The organism is Streptomyces sp. SX-6 (assembly GCF_059089585.1).
The window spans coordinates 141,613-161,888 of record NZ_JBTHHU010000011.1 but is presented as its reverse complement, the minus strand read 5'-3'; the positions used below and the strand labels follow the sequence as shown (position 1 = coordinate 161,888).

Here is a 20,276-nt window from a genome sequence, read left to right as displayed (position 1 = left end):
CCCATCCACCCTGTAACCAGCCGCTTTTCACGCGCACAACGACGATACGGTCAGACGGCCAAGCACCCGCCACGTAAACCGCCCACCGATGCCGCCCCGACAATGCGGGCCGTGCCGCCGAATCTTGGGACTGAAGTACCGAAGCCTTCAACGGATTCGGCAGACCGTGGTCTCATCGGCGGGCTACCGTCGGACACGCCGCGTTGCCCACGGTCAACTCCCAGGAGGAATCCTGTGTCATCGCCCTGCGACCCCCAGCATGCTCCCGCCGGCGACGTGGGTGCGGCACTCATGGTGATCGACTCTCGGCTCAAAGCCATCTACGCCGACAAGGTCGAGTCCGACCCCGAACAGCAGCAGTTGATCGACCAGTTCACCGCGTCACTGGGTCCCGAGGAAGCCCATGACCTGGTGGACGGCGCGTGCACGCTCATCTACATGTTCATGCAGTGGCTGCGGCTGGCCCACGAGGACCACGACAAGGACGTCATCGAGTACGTGGTGCCCACCCTGGTGGACTCGATGCGCATGATGCGCAAGAGCGTCCGCCCCGAGACCATCCCCACCATGGCCGGCCTGGTCATCGCGGCCGGCACCGGCCTGAGCCCCAGTCTGTGGCGCAAGCAGTACGGAGACTGGACCGCAGACGAGCTGAATGCGCTGGAAGTCACGGCTGTGCTGCTCGCGGAGCACATCAACCGGCTCACTGACGACCGCGACTTCGCCACCCGCGTGATCGCCGAAGCGCTGTCCAGCGCGGACGACGACTGACGTTGTCAGCCGCCGGGCGCCCCGGAACGGACCTCACGTATGAACGAGGACCAGGCCGATGCGCGTATCACGAGCGCGGGCCCGTTGCTGTGCTTCGAGTCGCGGACGCCGATCAGCTCACCTAGGGGCGCGACCGAGACGCAGCTGACGCCGTTTTTATCGTCGCTGTGACTGGACTTGAACCAGGCGCTTTCATGCGCCATTTCGAGTGCTGTCAGGCAGGTATCAGTCTGCATCGATCTCTCTCGCCAGTCGGTGGAGGAATTCTGCTGTCTTCGCCGGGGCCAGGGCGCCCTCGCGCATTGCGTCGAACCTCCGGGTGTAGGCCCAGACCTCGCTTCTCTTGTCGGACACAGTCATGACCGGGCCGTCTTCCATGACAACGGGATCGAGCTTGGCACCGAAGTCCAGGAGCACGAAGTTCACGCCGGACCGGTAAGTGGCAAGGTTCAGCGGGAGGATCTGGACTGTCACGTGATCAAGTGCAGCCACCCGTGCGATCTCCTCGTACTGCTCACGCATGACATCCGGGCCGCCAATCATGCGGCGGAGCGCCGCTTCGTCGACGATCACCCGCAGTTCGATGGGGTCTTCCCTGTGCACGATTTCCTTGCGCCTCATACGAAGCGCCACGTTCTCCTCGATGAACTCTGTCTTCTGCTCGTCGACCGGCTTCGCCATCGTGAACATGGCTCGGGCGTAGTTCTCTGTCTGCAGCAGCCCGAAGACAACCTGCGAATGCCATGCACGCATGGCGGCGGCGTCTGACTCCAGTCCCGCATACAGCAGAGCCCCTGAGGGAAGGAAGTTCTGGTACGGCCTGTACCAGTCCGGGCTGAGCGACTCCCGGTGAAGCATCAGCAGGTGGTCACGGTCGTCGGGGTCCGTAACGCCGTACAGGTCGAGCAGATCTTCCAGGTCGCGAACGCGGGGCAGCTGATTGTTGCCGCTTTCCACTCTGTTGATTTTGGTGTCTGAGCTCTCGATGGCGTCAGCCGCATCCTTCGTGCTGTAACCCTTCCTCACCCGCAGGCGCTTGAGCTCCTTGCCCAACTCCCTCCGACGGAACGTCGGACCGCGTCGTGCTGCCACTTCGAGCCCTCTCCATGCTGTACCCGGCATCGCGCGCCTGTACCCCGTCGACGCTTCCCTGTTGGTCCACAGCGAGCCTTTGCAAGCCCTGAAACGCGCTGTGTTCGCAGTCTTTCAGCGCGTGTAAGTGCCTGTACAAGCCATGCCCGGCCATTGTCATATGCCAGTTTTCACGGACGGGTTCTCTGCCCTTGCGAGGAAAGTCGCCGCTGCGGAACGGTGGTTCAGCCGGTCGGCACTCTCACCCCACCGCTCGCCAGGAGCTGCACCATGCCCGTCTTCCCCTACACCGCCAACCCCGGCGGGTGGCTCACCGCCCCGCCCCAGCTCGCCACCCCCATGCGGCTGCCCCGAACCGTGGTCCGCGAACTGGTCCGCGAAGCAACGACGCTGGAGCAGTCGCTGCCGGTCCCCAGCCGGGTTCACGTACTGACCGAGCGGCTCCGCACGTATATCGGCCCCGCAGCAGATGAGTTGGACGGCATCGCAGCCGCCAGGCCCATGGGCGACTCCGTCCGCGAGGACGTTCTCGCTGTGGTGAAGGAGGCCCGCCACCGGCTGGGGCTGACCCCCGGCGACGGCTACGCGTCGGCGATCACGTACGCCAGATGTCTGGGACGGGCCGCAGAAGACCTGCTCCACTACCAGCGCCAGTTGTAGAGCACCTGATGAACAACAGCTGCCGCCACGAGTTCGGTTGGGATGCCACAAACGGCCAGCAGCGGTGCAAGACGTGCGGGACGCGCCGTTTCACGGAGTACGGCGCGCTGCGCCCGCCGGGGCTGCCGGACAAGGCGACCCCGTCGCCCAGGGACCGCGTCCGCGCGGACCGCGCAGCTGCGATCGTCGTGTCGCGCGCCGTGCGTCACCTCAGCCGCTGGCGGCTCGGCAGGACGGCCCTTTGGCCGGCCACTTGACCAGTCCCGGGCCCTACGGTGCGGCGGTCACGCCCGCCGCGTGGGTGTCGTGCCGGTGCTGCGGGCCGAGCTCGCGCAACTCGTCCAGCACCGTGGTGCCACCGGGCGGAGGGGTGAAGATCCGCAGGCGCTGGTCCGCCGCGGGCGTTGCCAGCACCTCGCAGTCCAGGTCGATCCTGCCCAGGTCGGGATGCACGAGACGGTACGGGTGCGACCTGCGCACGGCGACCTCGTGCCGGTCCCACAGCGCCGTGAATTCCGGGCTCGCGGCCCGGAGCCGCGTCACAAGCGAGCGGGACGCCGCGTCGTCGCCGCGACGGGTCGTCGCTGCCCGCAGGTCGGCGACCAACTGCCGGGCCTGCTCCTCGTGTTCCTCGGCCGCGAAGTGACCGCGGACGCCGGGGTCGGTGAACCAGCTCAGCACGATGTTGCGGTCCTCCTCGGCGACCGTGCACACGCACCCGAACAGCGCGAGCGCCAGGTCGTTCTGCGCCAGCAGGTCGCCCAGATCGCTCACCACCTGCACGGGCACGCCGTCCAGGCGGTCGAGGAGGTACCGCAGGCCCGGCCGCAGGTACTCCCCGGCCCGCGCGCCCTCCGGCGGGCGGTGCCCCGCGAGCAGGTACAGGTGGTCCCGCTCGTCCTCGGTCAGCCGCAACGCGCCCGTCAGCGCGGCGAGTACCTGGACCGAGGGCTGGGGGCCGCGGGCCTGTTCGAGCCGCATGTAGTAGTCGGCCGACATCCCGGCGAGCATCGCGACCTCCTCGCGACGCAGGCCCGGGGTCCGCCGCCTCGGCCCTTCGGCGAGCCCGACGTCGCGCGGCGTCAGCCGCTCCCGGGACCGGCGCAGGAAATCGGCGAGGTCGGGACGGTTCAGTGTCATGTCCTTCTCGGGATAACGGTGTTGTGAAAGCGCATCCTGGGACCGCCGATCCTAGGGGAAGCGCTCCGATTCCGCGGCGTCGGCGACGGCGGCACGATCGGCACATGGCCGTCCAAGGCCTGTCCGACGAGAGGATCGGTGGTCGCACCATGAAGGAATCCATACTGGAAGTGCCGGGCGCGCGACTGCGCTACGCCGTCCGCGGCGAGGGCCCCTTGCTCCTGCTCGTCGCCGGGGGCCACCACGGTGCCGACGCGAACGAACCGCTCGCGCGCCACCTCGCCGACCGGTACACCGTCCTCACCTACGACCGGCGCGGCCTGTCGGGGAGCACCACCGACGCCCCCGCGACGACGCTCGCCACGCATGCCGACGACATCTCCCACCTGCTCTCCGCCCTCACCCCGGAACCCGCGTTCGTCTACGGCACCAGCATCGGCGCCCTGATCTCGCTGGAGCTGACCGTCAGGCACCCCGGGCAGGTCGCGGCGGTCGTCGCGCACGAACCGCCCGTCACGCAGCTGCTGCCGGAACCCGGGCGCACCCTCGCCCTCGGGCAACTGCTCACCGTCGAGGAGACCTTCAGGGCGGAGGGCGCGGCCCCCGCGATGCGCAGGTTCGCGGCCGACCTCGACATCGACCCGAACGACTGCGAGCCGGACGTCCCGGCACGCGCTCCGGGGCCCGACCACCTGCGGAACGCGAAGGTCCTCCTCACGCACGACATGCCGGCCATCAGGGCGCACGTTCTCGATGTGGCCGCGCTCAAGGGCTCACCCGCCCGTGTCGTGCCCGCCGCCGGTGAGAACTCGGGCCACGTCTGGCCGCACACGTGCGCCGCGATGCTCGCCTGCGAACTGGGGACGCGCCTGGAGATGTTTCCCGGCGGTCACAACGGATACGTCTTCCGCCCGCGCGGAACCGCGGAACGGATCCGCGCGGTGCTCGGTTCCTGAGGGGCCCTGCAGGCAACTCCCCGTCACAAGTACCGCTGCCGCTGTTGCGGTTCGCTCGCCGCCTACAGTGGCCGCATGAACAAGAAGCTCGTGATCAAGGTGACGGCGGGTGCGGACGCGCCCGAGCGGTGCTCGCAGGCGTTCACGGTGGCGGCCGTCGCGGTGGCCAGCGGCGTCGAGGTGTCGCTGTGGCTGACCGGGGAGTCGTCGTGGTTCGCGCTGCCGGGCCGGGCGGCGGAGTTCGAACTGCCGCATGCGGCGCCGCTGCCGGAGCTGATCGAGGGGATCAAGGCCGGGGGCGGGATGATCACCCTGTGCACGCAGTGCGCGGCACGCCGGGGCATCGAGGAGAAGGACCTCATCGAGGGCGCGCGGATCGCCGGGGCGCAGGTGTTCGTGGGGGAGATCATGGCGGACGGCGTGCAGGCGCTGGTCTACTGAGCGGGCTGATCTGATCGTGGAGGGCAATGATGTACGCGATATCCCTGGGCGATGACGGCTCCGAGCTGCGCCCGCTCGAGCCGTGGCAGGCTCAGGAGCTCCTTGACCACATGGACCGTGGACGCGAGTTCATCGGGCAGTTCATTCCGCTGCCCGACGTCGTCGCGGACCTGGAGTCGAGCCGCGCCTACCTTCGGGGGTACGCGGAGAAGGCGGCCACCGACACCGGGCGGATCTACGGCATTTGGGTCGACGACAAGTTGGTCGGCGGAGTCCTCCTCCGGACCATGGACATCGAGCAGGGCACTGCCGAGGCGGGCTGCTGGCTGGAGCCCTCGGCGGCGGGCAAGGGGCTGGTGACCCGGGCCGTACGTGTGCTCATCGACTGGGCTGTCGAGGAGCGGGGAATCCACCGTGTGGAGTGGCAGGTCGCGGCGGGCAACCAGCCCAGCATCGCCGTGGCCCGGCGGCTGGGGATGGTGAAGGAGGCCGTGCTGCGCGAGTGCCGCCTGTACCGGGGGAAGCGGCACGACATCGAGATCTGGTCGGTACTGGCGTCGGAGTGGCGGGCGGCCAAGCGCAAGTCAGGCGCTGTAGGGCTGTAGCACGCTGGTGTCGAGGGTGAAGCCGAACGGTTCCGGGATGTGGACGGTCTCACCGAAAGCGGCGTCTTCGCGAAGGCGATAGCGGCCGTTCTCCGGTTCGCTGAACAGCGTGACCGTCTTCTCCCGCGCGTCGACGATGAGATACAGCGGGATGTGCATCAGCGGATAGTCGCGAAGCTTCCCCACCCAGTCGTTCTCCGGATTGGACGGTGAGACGACTTCGACAGCGATCAAGGCCAGATCGGCGGGCACGCTGCTATCCGTTGTGACCATGGCCTCTTCGGGCAGGTACGTCAGATCCGGGTTCCGGACCTTGGAGGTCTCCGGGGATTCGAGGTCCGTGTTGCCCGAGTCGATGTATCCGGGGGGGACGTGCTGGTCGAACTGCCTGCGGATCTTGCTGAGGTTGAGCTGGTGGAGCGCCGAAGGCGAAGCCTGCATCACGATGGTGTCGCCGGACAGTTCGGTCTTGAAACCATCGGGCAGGGCGCGGCGAGCCGCTTCGAGCAGTTCAAAGTGCTGTGGGTTCACCATGGTGTCCATCATGGCGTAGCGCGGATGCAGATACCTGCTGTAGTGGTGCGGCTACCGCTTGCCGTCCAGTTCGTCCCACCAGGCGTCCGACTCCGGGTCGCCGGAGGGGTCGTCCCACCAGCGGTCGTCCGGGCCGTGGCGGTTGGCGACGATCGCGGCGACCGGGGGGATGACCATGGCGAACAGGCAGAGGCCGACGGCTGCGGGGACGGAGAAGAGCCGCACGACGGCCCACGCCAGGACGAACAGGCCGATGCAGGTGCCCATCATGGCGAAGTAGAGGTGCCTACGCCGCGCGTACACAGTTACACGGTACGGCGCGGTGTGAGATGGCGCGAAGGGGCGTACTCCTCCATCGGCGGCGTCCAACCCCCGGAGTACGCCCCTTCGCGCGGCGTGTGCGCCGTCTGACGGTGGTCGTCAGACGGCGATGGCGACCTCGGTCAGGTCGCCCTGCTGCGCGACGACCTTGCGGTCGGCGGTCGCGCCCGGGACGAGGGCGCGCAGCGTCCAGGTGCCCTCGGCCGCGTAGAAGCGGAACTGGCCCGTCGCGGAGGTCGGGACCTCGGCGGTGAACTCGCCGGTGCTGTCCAGGAGGCGTACGTAGCCGACGACGGGCTGGCCGTCGCGGGTCACCGAGCCCTGGATGGTGGTCTCACCGGAGCGTACGGTCGAGGCGTCCGGGCCGCCGGTCTTTGCTCCACACATGGGGGATCCTTCGGTTCGCTGATCGGGAGGGTCAGTTGGCGCCGAGCTCGATCGGTACGCCGACGAGGGAGCCGTACTCGGTCCAGGAGCCGTCGTAATTGCGGACGTTGGGCTGGTTGAGGAGCTCGTGCAGGACGAACCACGTGTGCGCGGAGCGCTCGCCGATGCGGCAGTAGGCGATGGTGTCCTTGCCCAGGTCGACGCCCGAGTCCTGGTAGAGCGTGCGCAGTTCGTCGTCGGACTTGAAGGTGCCGTCGTCGTTGGCCGCCTTGGACCACGGGATGTTGCGGGCCGACGGCACGTGGCCGGGGCGCTGCGACTGCTCCTGGGGCAGGTGCGCGGGGGCGAGCAGCTTGCCGCTGAACTCGTCGGGCGAGCGCACGTCGACGAGGTTGAGCGTGCCGATGGCGGCGATGACGTCGTCGCGGAAGGCGCGGATGGAGGCGTCCTGCGGCTGGGCCCGGTACTCGGTGCGCGCACGCTTGGGGACCTCGGCGACCAGGTCGCGCGAGTCCAGCTCCCACTTCTTGCGGCCGCCGTCGAGGAGGCGGACGTCCCGGTGGCCGTACAGCTTGAAGTACCAGTAGGCGTAGGACGCGAACCAGTTGTTGTTGCCGCCGTAGAGGACGACGGTGTCGTCGTTGGCGATGCCCTTCTCGGACAGCAGCTTCTCGAAGCCGGCCTGGTCGACGAAGTCACGGCGGACCGGGTCCTGGAGGTCGCGCTTCCAGTCGATCCGGATGGCGTTCTTGATGTGGTTCTTGTCGTAGGCCGAGGTGTCCTCGTCGACCTCGACGATGACGGTCTTCGAGTCGTCGATGCGGGCTTGTACCCAGTCGGCGTCCACCAGGACGTCACTGCGGCTCATGCTGTTCTCCTCCGGGAGTTGCGGATGTCGCCGGGGTGTGCAGGCACAAGTGCCGTGTGCTGCACGGCGGATGGGAGGGTACGGGTGGGGCGGGGCCGCCCGTCAGGCACGGCGACACAGCATGGCGGACAGGCGGCACAGGTCGACTGCCCGCCGCTTGGTGAGGTCCGCCTGTCGCTTCATGCGACCGATCGTAGGGAGGGGTGGGGAGGTGTGTCACCGGGGTGCCGGATTGTGAGACGGCGGGTCTTGGTATGTGGGAACCTGGGGGTTCCCGGAGGGATCTGTTCGCCTCTCGCGGCGCCGCCGTGACCGGGGGGTCTGGGGTGCGGACGGTGTTGTCTCGCACCGTGGACGGAGTTGTGCCCCTGCCCCGCCCTTTCACCGTTTCTTCCGGGGCTGCGCCCCGGGCCCCCGAACCGCGCTTCGCGCGGTGTCCTCAAACGCCGGACAGGCTTAATTTCCCGCGAGCTTGATGTCTGTGCCGGTGAGGGTGATGTCCACGCCCTTGTCCGTGGCGGTGACCTTGTCCAGCTTCAGGCCTCTCGGGAGGCCCGTGATCTGGCGTTCGAAGTCGATCTTGCCACGGATGAGCTGCTCGGCGCCCGGGATGCCCACGGAGGGGATCTCCGTGGCGTGTGCCTTGATCGTGTTGCCGTTCGCCACGGTCAGGGTGGAGAGCACGCTCTTCTCGATCGTCTGGCCCATCATGTCCGCCTTGCCGGTGACCTTGACCCGGTCCTGGCCGCCGTAGGCGACGGTGATGTTGGGGCCGTTGACCTTGCTCAGTTCCTCGTAGGAGAGGTGGGCCTTGCCGCTCGCGCGCTCGGCGGTGGCGGAGGTGAAGCTGCTGTTGAAGGTGACGCCGTGGAGTGTGGCGTCGAAGTTGGAGACGTGGATCGCGTGGCCGTTGCCGGTGTCGCGGGTCACTCCGCCGTCGAGGGAGACGTCGACCTCGTCGAGTTTGGAGTCCGCGATCTGGGTCAGGAAGGGGAAGCCCTTGATGGAGACGTCCGGTGTGCCAGAGAGGTTCTGGCTGCTGCGTATCTTGTCCGCGGCCTTGTTCTCCGCGAAATAGACCGCGACGCGGTCCGCGGCGACGAACAAGCCGCCCAGGACCACGACGAGGATCACAAGGTTGCGTATGAGGCGCATCGGACGATCTTCCCCCAAGGCTTCGGTTGGCTCTGCCGTTTCCGCGAGCCTAACCAAAGCCGTCGGGGAAGTGCCGTCAGAGCAGCGTTCTGGCGATCACGTAGACCGCGGGGGCGGAGAGGGCGAGGGGGAGGGCAACGCCCGCCGTCATATGGACAAAACGGGACGGATAGTCGTAACTCGCCACGCGCAGGCCGGTCAACGCGCAGACGCCGACCGCGAGTCCCGCCAGCGCGGCCGACGGGCCGGCGCCCGTGAGCTGGCCGCCCACGATGCCCGCCCCCGCCGCCGCGATCAGGGCGACCACCGGGGAGGCGGCGGACGGCAGCGGCAGTGCGCGGGCCAGGACGGTCGCCGCCACGGCGACCGCGCCGATCACCACGGCGTCGGAGTCGGCCGCGAGATGGCCGGCCGCGAGCACCGTGAGGGCGGCCGAACCGGCCGCGGTCGTCAGCCCGTACAGCCGCTCGTCCGGCGAGGCGTGGCTGCGCAGCTGGAGGACGATCATCAGCAGCAGCCAGACGCCGAGCGTGCCGATGAGGACCGTCGGCGCCTGCTCCTCCTTGGTGAGCAGCATCGCGACGTCGGCGACCACGCCGCCCAGGAACGCCAGCGCGATGCCCTGGCGCGCGGGCCACATGCCGTTGAGCCGGAACCAGCCCGCCGCCATGACCGCCTGGAGCAGCACGACCGGCACCGCGAGGACCGGCTTGGCCAGCGGTGCCGTGAGCGCGAGGAGCGCCGCCAGCACGGCCGTCACCAGCGCGGGACGCAGGCCGGGGGAGAGGATCTGCGACCGGCCCTCGGCCTTCGCCTTCTCGGCGGCGGTCATGGGCTTGGCGGGTTCGGGAGCGGGCTCGGGTTCGGGAGCGGGCCCGGGTGCCGGTTCCGCGACGGGCATGGGCGCGAACGCGGGTTCCGGCTCCGGCTCGTACGCCGTCTGCTCCGGCACGTACGGCTGTTGCCAGGTGTGCGTGTCCCAGGTCTGGGTCTGCCAGGTCTGGGTGGGCTCGTCCACGGCGGGGTAGCTCTGCTGCTCCCCGGCCGTCGGCCACGCCGTATGCCCCTGCTGCGCCGGGTACGAGTGGTCGTACGCGTACGGGCCGGTCTGTTCCGGCTGCGGTGCGTACGGGTCGTACGGACCGTAGGGATCGCCGGGTTGGTAGGGATTGCGGTACTGGTCGCTCATCGCGCCGGGATCACCCTCCTGCGAAGGGCGGGAGCACCTCGACCGTGCCGCCCTCGGTCAGCTGGACCGTCGTGTGCTCGCGGGTACCGACGGGGTCGCCGTCCACGAGGTAGGAACAAAGGGACAGCACGCGTGCGAACTCCGGCTGCTCCGCGCGCCGTCGCCGGGCGGCGTCGAGCGCCTCCGCGAGCGTGTGCGCCGCGTACGGCTCCTCGGCGGTGCCGGCGGCGGCCTTCGCCGCGGCCCAGTACCGGATCGTGCCCGCCGGGAGAGGCGTGCGCGCCCCCGGCAGCACCGACCGTGCCGTGTGTGTCGTCTGTGTCGTCGCCACGGCCACCCCTTTCGCTGCTTGTGCTCCCCCATGATGACGGGTGCGGGGCGCCCCCAGGCCCCGCGGGCCGAAAACCAGGGGTCGTCCGGCCGGTGCTCGCATAGGCTTCAGGTGTGTTGGTACGACTTCTCCGGGCCTATTTCAGGCCGTACTCCCGGCCCATCGCGATGGTCGTGCTGCTGCAACTCGTGCAGACCCTCGCCACCCTCTATCTCCCCACGCTCAACGCGGACATCATCGACAAGGGGGTCGTGAAGGGCGACACCGGTTACATCCTCGGCGTCGGCGGCGTGATGCTCGCCGTCACCCTCGTGCAGATAGCCTGCGCGATAGGCGCCGTCTACTACGGCGCGCGCACCGCGATGGCGCTCGGCCGCGATCTCCGCGCCGCCGTCTTCGACCGGGTGCAGTCCTTCTCCTCCCGTGAGATGGGTCACTTCGGCGCCCCGTCGCTGATCACCCGCACCACCAACGACGTCCAACAGGTCCAGATGCTGGCCCTGATGACCTTCACGCTGATGGTCTCCGCGCCGATCATGTGCATCGGCGGTCTGGTGATGGCCCTCAACCAGGACGTCCCGCTGTCCGCCCTGCTGCTGGCGATCGTTCCCGTGCTCGGCATCGTCGTCGCGCTGATCGTCGTGCGGATGCGGCCGCTCTTCCGCGGCGTCCAGGAGCGCATCGACACCGTCAACCGCGTGCTGCGGGAGCAGATCACCGGCATCCGCGTGATCCGCGCCTTCGTGCGGGACGGCCACGAGCGGAATCGGTTCAAGGGCGCCAACACGGATCTGATGGACATCTCGCTGCGGGCCGGGCGGCTGATGTCGCTGATGTTCCCGTCGGTGATGCTGATCGTGAACCTGTCCTCGATCGCCGTCCTGTGGTTCGGCGGGCACCGCATCGCGAGCGGGGGCATGGAAGTCGGCGCGCTGACCGCGTTCCTCAGCTATCTGATGCAGATCCTGATGTCGATCATGATGGCCACCTTCATGTTCATGATGGTGCCGCGTGCCGAGGTCTGCGCCGAGCGTATCCAGGAAGTGCTCTCCACCGACTCGAGCGTGGCGCCCCCGCTCGCGCCGGTCACCGAGCTGCGCCGGCACGGCCATCTCGAGCTGCGCGGCGTGGAGTTCAGATACCCGGGCGCCGAGGAGCCCGTCCTCAAGGACATCTCGCTCGTCGCCCGCCCCGGAGAGATCACCGCCGTCATCGGCTCCACCGGCAGCGGCAAGTCCACGCTGCTCGGCCTGATCCCGCGCCTGTTCGACGCCACGTCCGGCGAGGTGCTCGTCGACGGCGTGGACGTACGGGACCTCGAGCCGGCCATGCTGGCCGAGGCCGTCGGGTTCGTCCCGCAGAAGCCCTACCTCTTCTCCGGCACCGTCGCCTCCAACCTCCGCTACGGGCGGCCGGACGCGACCGACGAGGAGCTGTGGCAGGCGCTGGAGACCGCGCAGGCCCGTGACTTCGTCGAGGCCATGGAGGACAAGCTCGAGGCGTCCATCGCCCAGGGCGGCTCCAATGTCTCCGGCGGCCAGCGCCAGCGCCTCGCCATCGCGCGGGCCCTGGTCCGCAAGCCCGAGATCTACCTGTTCGACGACTCGTTCTCCGCGCTCGACTACGCCACCGACGCGCGGCTGCGTGCGGCGCTGTCCCGGGAGACCGGGGACGCGACCGTCCTGATCGTCGCCCAGCGCGTCTCCACCATCCGCGATGCCGACCGCATCGTCGTCCTGGACGAGGGCCGGGTCGTCGGCACCGGCACCCACCACGAGCTGATGGCCTCCAATGAGACCTACCGGGAGATCGTGCTCTCCCAGCTCACCGAGGAGGAAGCAGCGTGAGCGCCGCCGAGAAGACGGACAAGCCCCAGGAGGGGGCGGACAAGCCCGAGGAAGGGGCCGCGCAGCGCAGAGGGCCGGCCCCGGCGGGCGGCATGGCCCGCTGGATGGGCGGGCAGCCCACCGAGAAGTCCATGGACTTCGGGCCTTCCAGCCGCCGTCTGCTGGCCCAGCTGCGGCCCGAGAAGGCGAGGGTCGTACTGATCCTCCTGCTCGGCTTCGTCAGCGTGGCCCTGACGGTCATCGGCCCGAAGATCCTCGGTCACGCCACCGACCTGATCTTCTCCGGTGTCATCGGCAAGCAGACGGAGGGCCAGGGCGCGACCAAGGCGGACGTGATCGCCCACCTGCGCCAGTCGGGCCACGGCAACGTCGCGGACGTCCTGTCGGGCGTCGACTTCGTGCCGGGGCAGCACATCGACTTCGGCGCCGTCGGCACGGTGCTGCTGTGGGTGCTGCTGATCTACGTGGGTTCGTCGCTGTTCGGGCTCATCCAGGCCCGTATCGCCACCAACGCCATCCAGCGGTCGGTGTTCCGGCTGCGCCAGCAGGTCGAGGAGAAGCTGGGCCGGCTGCCGCTGAGCTACTTCGACAAGCAGCAGCGCGGCGAGGTCCTCTCCCGGGCCACCAACGACATCGACAACATCGCCCAGACGCTCCAGCAGACCCTCAGCCAGATCACGGCCTCGCTGCTGACCATCGTCGGTGTGCTGGCGATGATGTTCTGGATCTCCTGGATCCTGGCCCTGGTCGCGCTGGTGACCGTGCCCGTCTCAGTGGTCGTCGCCACCTACGTCGGCAAGCGGGCCCAGCCGCAGTTCGTCGCCCAGTGGAAGTCGACCGGCAAGCTCAACGCCCACATCGAGGAGATGTACACCGGCCACTCGCTGGTGAAGGTCTTCGGGCGCCAGAAGGAGTCCGCCGAGATCTTCCGCAAGGAGAACGAGGACCTCTACCAGGCCGGTTTCAAGGCCCAGTTCATCTCCGGCATCATCCAGCCGGCGATGATGTTCATCGGCAACCTCAACTACGTCATGGTCGCGGTGGTGGGCGGTCTGCGGGTCGCGAGCGGCTCGCTGTCCATCGGTGACGTCCAGGCCTTCGTGCAGTACTCGCGGCAGTTCAGCCAGCCGCTGACCCAGGTCGCCGCCATGGCCAACCTGGTGCAGTCCGGTGTCGCCTCCGCCGAGCGCGTCTTCGAACTGCTCGACGCGGACGAGCAGTCGCCGGACGACGAGAACGCACCGAAGCTCGAGCGGGTGCGCGGCGAGGTCGCCTTCGACAAGGTGTGCTTCCGCTACGAGCAGGAGAAGCCCCTCATCGAGGACCTGTCCCTGACCGTGCGGCCCGGCCAGACCGTCGCCATCGTCGGCCCGACGGGCGCGGGCAAGACCACGCTCGTCAATCTGCTGATGCGGTTCTACGAGGTCGACAAGGGCCGCATCACCCTCGACGGCGTCGACGTGGCCGCGCTCTCCCGCGAGGAACTGCGCTCCCACATCGGCATGGTCCTCCAGGACACCTGGCTCTTCGGCGGCACCATCACCGAGAACATCGCCTACGGGTCCGAGGGTGCCTCGATGGACAAGATCGTCGAGGCGGCGAAGGCCACCCACGTCGACCGCTTCGTGCGCACCCTGCCGGACGGCTACGACACCGTCATAGACGAAGAGGGCTCGAACGTCAGCGTCGGCGAGAAGCAGCTGATCACCATCGCCCGGGCCTTCCTGGCGGAGCCGGAGATCCTGGTGCTGGACGAGGCGACCAGCTCCGTCGACACCCGTACCGAGGTGCTCATCCAGCACGCGATGGCCCAACTGCGCTCCGGGCGCACCAGCTTCGTGATCGCGCACCGCCTGTCCACGATCCGCGACGCGGACGTGATCCTCGTGATGGAGTCGGGCCGCATCGTGGAGCAGGGCACCCACGACTCGCTGCTCGCGGCGGGCGGCGCGTACGCGCGGCTGTACGAGGCGCAATTCGCGCAGCCTGTGGCAGAAGAGGCGTAACCCGTGGCGGAAGAGGCGTAAGGGGTCGTTTAGCACTCATCAATCGAATGTGCATCGGCCACCACGAGAGTCGTGGGGTGATCAATCACCTGATCAGTCACCCCACGACCGAAGGGTCAGCCATGCGCAAGAGATTCACCCGCCGCCTCGCCACCGTCGCCGCGACCGTGGTGGTCGCCACCGCCGGAGTGGTGGCGACCGGCGGAACGGCCTTCGCCCAGCGGGACGCCCAGGGTTTCATGTGGAACGAGACCCTCAACAAGGGCCAGGACCTCAAGAACGGCAACGCCCAGCTCGTCATGCAGGACGACGGCAACCTCGTCATCTACACCACCAATGACAACTGGGCGCACCGGACGCCGATCTGGAGCGCCCCCAACACGTTCCATTGCGGGGAACGCGCCATCATGCAGGACGACGCGAACTTCGTGGTGTACGGCCAGAACAACCGCGTGTGCTGGACCACCAACACCGCGAAGAGCGGATTCGACACCAACTCCGGCTCCAGCGCCGGCTTCCCGGCGGGGAAGCTCGGTCTGAGCTCGGACGGCACGCTGACGGTCTACAGCGAGGCCCCGTACTACATCCCGGCCTGGCAGTCGAAGTGACGCCAGAGCTCCGGTTCTCCCTGCTCGGCCCGGTGCGGGGCCGGCGCGGGGACGCCGAGCTGGACCTGGGCAGACCGCAGCAGCGGGAAGTGCTCGCGGTCCTGCTCGCCGCCGCCGGACGGACGGTGGCGATGCCGCTGCTCGTCGACGGCGTATGGGACGAGGGCGACCGTCCCGTCAGACCGGAGCACGCGATCCGTACCCACATCTGGCGGCTGCGCCGGGCCCTGAACGAGCACGGCGTACAGCCGGTGCTCAAGACGGTCGGCGACGGCTATGCGCTGAGGGTGCCCGAACAGGCCGTGGACATCTGGGCGTTCGAGCATGCCGTGGCCCGGGCGGGGGAGGTGCGGTCCGTCGACGGGGCGGACCGTGCCCGCGAGGTCCTCGACGAGGCCCTCGGGCTGTGGGCCGCCGAGCCGCTGGCGGGCTTGTGCGGGCCGACCGCCAGGGCGTTGCGGGCCCGCCTGTGCGGCGTCCGGCAGACGCTGCTGGAGGCCCGGCTGGAGCTCGACGCCGAGCTCGGGGACCGGCCGGGGCTCGCGGCGGAGGCGGGCGCGCTGGTGGTCGAGTACCCCGTGAGCCAGCGGCTGCGCGGGGTGCAGATGCTGGCGCTGTACCGGGCGGGCCGCCAGGCCGAGGCGCTGGGCGTCTTCGAGGACACCCGGCGGTACCTCGGCACGGCACGGCCCTGCGAGGCGCTGCGGGAACTGCACCAGCGGATCCTGTGCTCGGATCCGTCCCTCAGGCTCCCCGAACCGGCGCGTCAGCAGCGCCGTCCGTCCGCACTGCCGCGCGACATCGACGACTTCACCGGGCGCGGGGAGCAGGTGGAGACGCTCTCCGGGATGCTGACCGGTGACGCGGCGGCTGTCGTCGTCTCCGCGATCAACGGCATGGCCGGCGTCGGCAAGACCACACTCGCGGTCCACACGGCCCGCGGGCTCGGGGACCGCTACCCGGACGGGCACCTGTACGCGGACCTGCGCGGCGCCGACCGCGACCCGGCCGACCCGCAGTCCGTCCTCGGCACGTTCCTGCGGGAGCTGGGGGCCGATGAGCGCGACGTGCCGGACGGCATGGCCGAACGCATCGCGCTCTACCGCTCGTTGCTGTCCGAGCGGCGGGTGCTCCTGCTGCTCGACAACGCGGCGTCGGGCGACCAGGTGCGTCCGCTGATTCCGGGTGCGGCGGGCTGCGCGGTGCTGGTGACCAGCCGCGCGTGGCTCACCGGGCTGGAGGGCGCGCGGCACATGCGGCTCGACGTGATGCCGCGCGAGGAGGCGCTGGCGTTGCTGCGGCGGATCATCGGTGACCGCCGCGTCGACGCCGAGCCGCGGGCGGCGGCGGAACTGGCCGACGCCTGCGGGGCGTTGCCCCTCGCGCTGCGCATCGCCGCGTCCCGCCTGGCCACGGAGCCCGGCCGGACCCTGGCGGACATGGTCCGGCTGCTCACGGACGAACGGAGCCGCCTGGATGCGGTGGAAGCCGCCTTCGACCTGTCGTACTCCAAGCTCACCGGCGAACAGGCACAAACCTTCCGGCTGTTGGCGGTCCTGGAGGTGCCGGACTTCGGGCTGTCGTGCGCGGCGGCGCTGCTGGGCCGGGACGCGTGCGACCCGGGGGAAACGGAGGATATGGAGGAGCTGCTCGAGTCGCTCGTCGACCTGAGCCTCCTGGAGTCCCGTACGCCGGGCCGCTACCACTTCCACGACCTGGTTCGTGCGTTCGCGCGCGCCAGGAGCACCCGCGAGGACCCGCCGGGGGAAGTGACCGGGGCCTTCGCGGGGCTCCTGGACTTCTGCGTGGCCACCGCGCGCAACGCCGATGCGGTTGCGCACTCGGTGGAACCCGCGGAGCGTTCCCTCATCGATGTACCGGTGACCTCGGCGGGCCTCGTCTTCGAGGCCGCGCAGGACGCCACCGACTGGATGCGGGAGGAAACTCCCGTGCAGCGAGCGCTGATCGACCGTGCCTGCGAGGGCGACGGCCTGTCGCTCGTACAGGCGGCCGACCTCATGGACAAGCTGAACACCGTGCTGTCGGGGATCACGCACCTGTCCGCCGTGGTCGAACGGGCCGAGCGGGTCGCCGGCGCCGCCGCGCGCCGCGGCAGCGCGGAGGTCGAGGCGCTGGCCCGGTACGTACGGGGCAACGCCCTGTGGCACGCGAACTCCTACCCGGAGGCCGAGTCCGAACTCGCCCGCGCCCTGGAGCTGTGCGCCGGCGGATCCGCGCGGTTACGGGCGTCGGCACATCTGACGTTGTGCGCGAACGCCCGTGTCCACGGCGACTTCGCCGAGGCGGTCGGCCACGGCGAGGCGTCGGTACGGCTCTTCCGCGAGCTCGGTGCGGAGATCGCGGAAGGCACCGTACTGGGCGAGCTGGCCTTCAACTACGCCCGCCAGGGCAGGCTTTCCGAGGCCCGGGCCGCCGCCGAGCGGGGCGCCGCCCTGGTCGGCGGCCGGGAATCGGTGTCGAAGGCCATCGGCCTGTACTACCTGGCCCGGGTCCTGCGCCTGTGCGGGGACGGGGACGCCGCACTGGGCAGGGCCCGGGACGCGCTGGGCCTGTTCCGTACCTTCGGGGTGACCGCCTTCGAGGCGGCCACGGGCACCCTGATGGCCGAGGTCCACGCGGAAGCGGGGCATTACGGCCTCGCGGCGGAAACCGCCGAGGAGTTCATGCCACTGGCCCGGCGGACCAGCGGCATGCTCGAGGGCGCGTTGCTCAGGGCACTCGGGCGCAGCCTGTGCCACGTGGGGCAGGACGCGAGGGCGAGGGCCTGCCTCGAGGCCGCTCTCGACCTCTTCGACCGGCGTGGGGCCCACGCGGATGCCGAACAGACCCGGGCGCTGCTGGCCGAATTGAGCTGACCGGGCCGGGCGGCCCCTGCTCCGCCCGGCACCGGGGTCAGTTCTTGTACTCGCCCCACACGACATAGGCGTTGTTGCCGCCGCCGCCGTCGATGGTGTTGCGGAAGGTGTTGTCCGTGCCGTTGGTGTCGTAGCCGTTGCCGCCGACGTAGGGGTTGTTCCAGTGGAAGCGGATGGTCCGGCCGTTCCGCCAGTCCTCCTCGCAGTTGGACGTCGTGTAGGTGACGGAACCCTCGGTGCCGGTGGCGAACCCGTTGCTCTCCGACTGCCAGTTGACATCGTTGGTGTTGTAGACGGTGGACGGAGGCTCCTGCCCCTGGCTCCAGATGCCGTGGTCGAGGTTGTAGCCCTGCCGGTTCAGCTGGCAACCGGTGCCGTTGTGGAACTTGACGTAGGTGCTCCGCTGGGCATCGGCGCCGGCCGGGGCGGCCGAGGCGGTGCCGGTGGCCAGGGCGCCGAACCCGATCGCGGCCACGGCGGCGGTGGCCATCAGGCGGGGGGTGATGCGACGCATGGGGAACCTCATTCCTTGCGGTTTCGCGGGTACTTCCTGCGATACCGGGAACACTGAGGCACCCCGTTCAACAACCGATTGACGGTGTTTGTTTATCCACCCACGCCGCGATGCGGCCCAACAATCCCTCCGGTGCCGCGTTCTCCGCGTGGCCGAAGCCGCGCTCGATCCACAGCTCGGTGGTGGCCGGGTCGCCGGCCGCCGCGAGGCTGCGCGGGTGGTCGAGCGGGAAGTACGCGTCCCGGTCGCCGTGGACGATCAGCAGCGGGCGCGGCGCGAGCAGCGGCACGGCGGCGACGGGGGAGAGCGGGACCGGGTCCCATTCCCGGTCGTGCACCCGGGTGCCCAGCGCCCAGCGGGTCACCATCCGGCCCGTGGGCCGGGTGACCGCCCAGTGGAGCCGGCGCATCCGCGGGGTGCCGCGGTAGTACCACCGCGCGGGTGCGCTCACCGCGACGACCGTGTCGGCGTGTGCCTCCGTGCGCCCCTCGTGCTCCGAGCCACCACCCCCTCCGTACAGCGCGCCGTGTCGCAGCACCACCGAGCCGCCCATCGAGAAGCCGACCGTCGCCACCCTGCGGTGCCCCAGTGACCTGGCCCATGCCACGGCCGCCGCAACGTCGAGCACCTCACGGTCGCCCACCGTCGACCGTCCGCCCGAACGCCCGTGCCCACGGAACGAGAAGGAGATCACCGCAGCGTGCCGGCCGAACACCCGCACCGCCCGGCGCAGGCCGGGCCGGTCCACTGCCCCGGTGAAGCCGTGTGCGAGCACAATGGCAGGGAGGTTTCCCCCGGCCGGGCCCGGCTCGTAGGACGCCTCCAGCCGTACGCCGTCGGCTGTCAAGAGCGCGCTGTGATGACCACCCGAAGTGATCGACGAAACACAAGACCGTGCAAAGTCGCCGGTACCACGGAAAGCCATGTGGGTTATTCTGCTGGGCAGAGAGGATCCGGGCAGAGTCGCCCCCGGGTCCTTTTGTGCATTCGGACGCGCAGCGGTGCGTCGGCCGGGCGCACGCGTGGTACCCCCGTCGCAGGGACCGAGGAGGAACCGACGTCATGGGTGAGCGAAGTGCGTACGACCGGAAACGTACGTGGCACGGTGACAGGGCGGGTGACCGCCGATGAGCTCTCTGCTGTTGCTCACCAACGCGCTCCAGCCGTCCGCCGAGGTGCTTCCCGCGCTCGGACTGCTGCTGCACAGTGTCCGGGTCGCCCCGGCCGAGGGCCCGGCCCTCGTGGACGTGCCGGGCGCCGACGTCATACTGATCGACGGCCGCCGTGACCTGCCCCATGTCCGCAGCCTCTGCCAGCTGCTGCGCTCCACCGGCCCCGGATGTCCGCTGCTGCTCGTGGTCACCGAGGGCGGCCTCGCCGCCGTGACCGCCGACTGGGGCGTGGACGACGTGCTGCTCGACACCGCGGGCCCCGCCGAGGTCGAGGCCCGGCTGCGGCTGGCCATGGGCCGCCAGCAGATCTCCACCGACGACAGCCCCATGGAGATCCGCACCGGCGATCTCTCCGTGGACGAGGCGACCTACAGCGCCAAGCTCAAGGGCCGGGTCCTGGACCTGACCTTCAAGGAGTTCGAGCTGCTGAAGTACCTCGCCCAGCACCCGGGCCGGGTTTTCACCCGGGCCCAGCTGCTCCAGGAGGTGTGGGGCTACGACTACTTCGGCGGTACGCGCACGGTCGACGTGCACGTACGGCGTCTGCGCGCCAAGCTCGGGCCCGAGCACGAGTCCTTGATCGGCACCGTCCGGAATGTCGGCTACCGCTTCGTGGTCCCGGAGAAGCCGTCGGAGAAGGCGTCGGACAGGGCGTCGGACAGGGCGTCGGACAGGGCGGAGAAGTCCGCCGGACGTCCCGGGGACCCGGCGGCGAACGACCCGGCTCACGACCCGGCTCACGAGCCGGAGCGGACCACTGTGACAAAGAGCGCTCGCCCGGCCAAACGCTAGGTGGACCCGCG

At 69.6% G+C, this 20,276-nt stretch carries 23 protein-coding genes; 11 read left to right on the top strand and 12 right to left on the bottom strand.

Features of this window, described 5'->3' with window-relative positions; all coding sequences use genetic code 11:
* Positions 1-234: 234 nt before the first annotated feature.
* The gene (locus ACV530_RS16355; RefSeq protein ID WP_494333190.1) at positions 235-771 is read left to right on the top strand and encodes a hypothetical protein; all 537 of its coding nucleotides are present in this window, start codon (positions 235-237) and stop codon (positions 769-771) included.
* 5 nt (positions 772-776) lie between these two features.
* Here ACV530_RS16355 and ACV530_RS16350 read toward each other — a convergent pair whose 3' ends face one another.
* Both ACV530_RS16350 and ACV530_RS16345 read right to left on the bottom strand, forming a co-directional pair.
* On the bottom strand, positions 777-974 hold the full coding sequence (locus ACV530_RS16350; RefSeq protein ID WP_494333263.1) for a DUF397 domain-containing protein: 198 nt from the start codon (positions 972-974) through the stop codon (positions 777-779).
* 22 nt (positions 975-996) lie between these two features.
* Positions 997-1,863, bottom strand: a complete 867-nt coding sequence (locus ACV530_RS16345; protein ID WP_494333189.1) for a helix-turn-helix domain-containing protein — start codon at positions 1,861-1,863, stop codon at positions 997-999.
* 270 nt (positions 1,864-2,133) lie between these two features.
* Between ACV530_RS16345 and ACV530_RS16340 the strand changes: the two genes are divergently transcribed.
* Together ACV530_RS16340 and ACV530_RS16335 are read left to right on the top strand one after the other, a co-directional pair.
* On the top strand, positions 2,134-2,523 hold the full coding sequence (locus ACV530_RS16340) for a DUF6415 family natural product biosynthesis protein (RefSeq protein WP_494333188.1): 390 nt from the start codon (positions 2,134-2,136) through the stop codon (positions 2,521-2,523).
* The gene (locus ACV530_RS16335) at positions 2,472-2,780 is read left to right on the top strand and encodes a DUF6255 family natural product biosynthesis protein (RefSeq protein WP_494333187.1); all 309 of its coding nucleotides are present in this window, start codon (positions 2,472-2,474) and stop codon (positions 2,778-2,780) included. The genes ACV530_RS16340 and ACV530_RS16335 overlap by 52 nt, the downstream gene beginning before the upstream one ends.
* A gap of 13 nt (positions 2,781-2,793) precedes the next feature.
* On the opposite strand, the gene ACV530_RS16330 is transcribed toward ACV530_RS16335, so the two are convergent.
* Positions 2,794-3,663, bottom strand: coding sequence for a helix-turn-helix transcriptional regulator (locus ACV530_RS16330; RefSeq protein ID WP_494333186.1), 870 nt, complete (start codon positions 3,661-3,663; stop codon positions 2,794-2,796).
* Positions 3,664-3,767: 104 nt separating this feature from the next.
* Here ACV530_RS16330 and ACV530_RS16325 point away from each other — a divergent pair, with 104 nt between their 5' ends.
* From ACV530_RS16325 to ACV530_RS16315, 3 genes are all read left to right on the top strand, one after another.
* Positions 3,768-4,619, top strand: a complete 852-nt coding sequence (locus tag ACV530_RS16325; RefSeq protein ID WP_494333185.1) for an alpha/beta fold hydrolase — start codon at positions 3,768-3,770, stop codon at positions 4,617-4,619.
* Positions 4,620-4,694: 75 nt separating this feature from the next.
* On the top strand, positions 4,695-5,060 hold the full coding sequence (locus ACV530_RS16320; RefSeq protein WP_494333184.1) for a DsrE family protein: 366 nt from the start codon (positions 4,695-4,697) through the stop codon (positions 5,058-5,060).
* A 29-nt stretch (positions 5,061-5,089) separates the two neighbouring features.
* Positions 5,090-5,665: a GNAT family N-acetyltransferase gene (locus ACV530_RS16315; protein ID WP_494333262.1), complete on the top strand. Its 576-nt coding sequence runs from the start codon at positions 5,090-5,092 to the stop codon at positions 5,663-5,665.
* Here ACV530_RS16315 and ACV530_RS16310 read toward each other — a convergent pair.
* From ACV530_RS16310 to ACV530_RS16280, 7 genes are all read right to left on the bottom strand, one after another.
* The gene (locus ACV530_RS16310) at positions 5,645-6,199 is read right to left on the bottom strand and encodes a Uma2 family endonuclease (protein ID WP_494333183.1); all 555 of its coding nucleotides are present in this window, start codon (positions 6,197-6,199) and stop codon (positions 5,645-5,647) included. The genes ACV530_RS16315 and ACV530_RS16310 overlap by 21 nt on opposite strands.
* 51 nt (positions 6,200-6,250) lie before the next feature.
* Positions 6,251-6,502 (bottom strand): DUF3099 domain-containing protein, encoded by a 252-nt coding sequence (locus ACV530_RS16305; RefSeq protein WP_494333182.1) that lies wholly within the window; start codon positions 6,500-6,502, stop codon positions 6,251-6,253.
* Positions 6,503-6,619: 117 nt separating this feature from the next.
* Positions 6,620-6,907, bottom strand: a complete 288-nt coding sequence (locus tag ACV530_RS16300) for a DUF1416 domain-containing protein (protein ID WP_494333181.1) — start codon at positions 6,905-6,907, stop codon at positions 6,620-6,622.
* A 31-nt stretch (positions 6,908-6,938) separates the two neighbouring features.
* The gene (locus ACV530_RS16295) at positions 6,939-7,775 is read right to left on the bottom strand and encodes a sulfurtransferase (RefSeq protein ID WP_494333180.1); all 837 of its coding nucleotides are present in this window, start codon (positions 7,773-7,775) and stop codon (positions 6,939-6,941) included.
* Between the two features lie 456 nt (positions 7,776-8,231).
* A complete protein-coding gene (locus ACV530_RS16290) occupies positions 8,232-8,930 on the bottom strand; it encodes an LmeA family phospholipid-binding protein (protein ID WP_494333179.1) in 699 nt (232 codons plus the stop codon).
* A gap of 76 nt (positions 8,931-9,006) precedes the next feature.
* Positions 9,007-10,119 carry a hypothetical protein gene (locus tag ACV530_RS16285; RefSeq protein ID WP_494333178.1) on the bottom strand — a complete coding sequence of 371 codons (1,113 nt, stop codon included), beginning with the start codon at positions 10,117-10,119 and terminating at the stop codon, positions 9,007-9,009.
* Between the two features lie 10 nt (positions 10,120-10,129).
* Complete coding sequence (locus ACV530_RS16280; RefSeq protein ID WP_494333261.1) at positions 10,130-10,411, bottom strand: MoaD/ThiS family protein; 282 nt, start codon at positions 10,409-10,411, stop codon at positions 10,130-10,132.
* A gap of 152 nt (positions 10,412-10,563) precedes the next feature.
* Between ACV530_RS16280 and ACV530_RS16275 the strand changes: the two genes are divergently transcribed.
* The 4 genes from ACV530_RS16275 to ACV530_RS16260 all read left to right on the top strand — a co-directional run bounded on the left by ACV530_RS16275 (position 10,564) and on the right by ACV530_RS16260 (position 17,787).
* Positions 10,564-12,297, top strand: a complete 1,734-nt coding sequence (locus ACV530_RS16275) for an ABC transporter ATP-binding protein (protein WP_494333177.1) — start codon at positions 10,564-10,566, stop codon at positions 12,295-12,297.
* Between the two features lie 104 nt (positions 12,298-12,401).
* Positions 12,402-14,303: an ABC transporter ATP-binding protein gene (locus ACV530_RS16270; protein WP_494333260.1), complete on the top strand. Its 1,902-nt coding sequence runs from the start codon at positions 12,402-12,404 to the stop codon at positions 14,301-14,303.
* A gap of 122 nt (positions 14,304-14,425) precedes the next feature.
* Complete coding sequence (locus tag ACV530_RS16265) at positions 14,426-14,911, top strand: hypothetical protein (RefSeq protein ID WP_494333176.1); 486 nt, start codon at positions 14,426-14,428, stop codon at positions 14,909-14,911.
* Positions 14,908-17,787 carry an AfsR/SARP family transcriptional regulator gene (locus tag ACV530_RS16260; protein ID WP_494333175.1) on the top strand — a complete coding sequence of 960 codons (2,880 nt, stop codon included), beginning with the start codon at positions 14,908-14,910 and terminating at the stop codon, positions 17,785-17,787. The genes ACV530_RS16265 and ACV530_RS16260 overlap by 4 nt, the downstream gene beginning before the upstream one ends.
* 37 nt (positions 17,788-17,824) lie before the next feature.
* Here ACV530_RS16260 and ACV530_RS16255 read toward each other — a convergent pair whose 3' ends face one another.
* Positions 17,825-18,301 carry a hypothetical protein gene (locus ACV530_RS16255; protein ID WP_494333174.1) on the bottom strand — a complete coding sequence of 159 codons (477 nt, stop codon included), beginning with the start codon at positions 18,299-18,301 and terminating at the stop codon, positions 17,825-17,827.
* Positions 18,302-18,368: 67 nt separating this feature from the next.
* A complete protein-coding gene (locus tag ACV530_RS16250; protein WP_494333173.1) occupies positions 18,369-19,226 on the bottom strand; it encodes an alpha/beta hydrolase in 858 nt (285 codons plus the stop codon).
* A 202-nt stretch (positions 19,227-19,428) separates the two neighbouring features.
* On the opposite strand from ACV530_RS16250, the gene ACV530_RS16245 reads away from it, so the two are divergent.
* Positions 19,429-20,265 carry a winged helix-turn-helix transcriptional regulator gene (locus ACV530_RS16245; RefSeq protein WP_494333172.1) on the top strand — a complete coding sequence of 279 codons (837 nt, stop codon included), beginning with the start codon at positions 19,429-19,431 and terminating at the stop codon, positions 20,263-20,265.
* Positions 20,266-20,276: the final 11 nt, after the last annotated feature.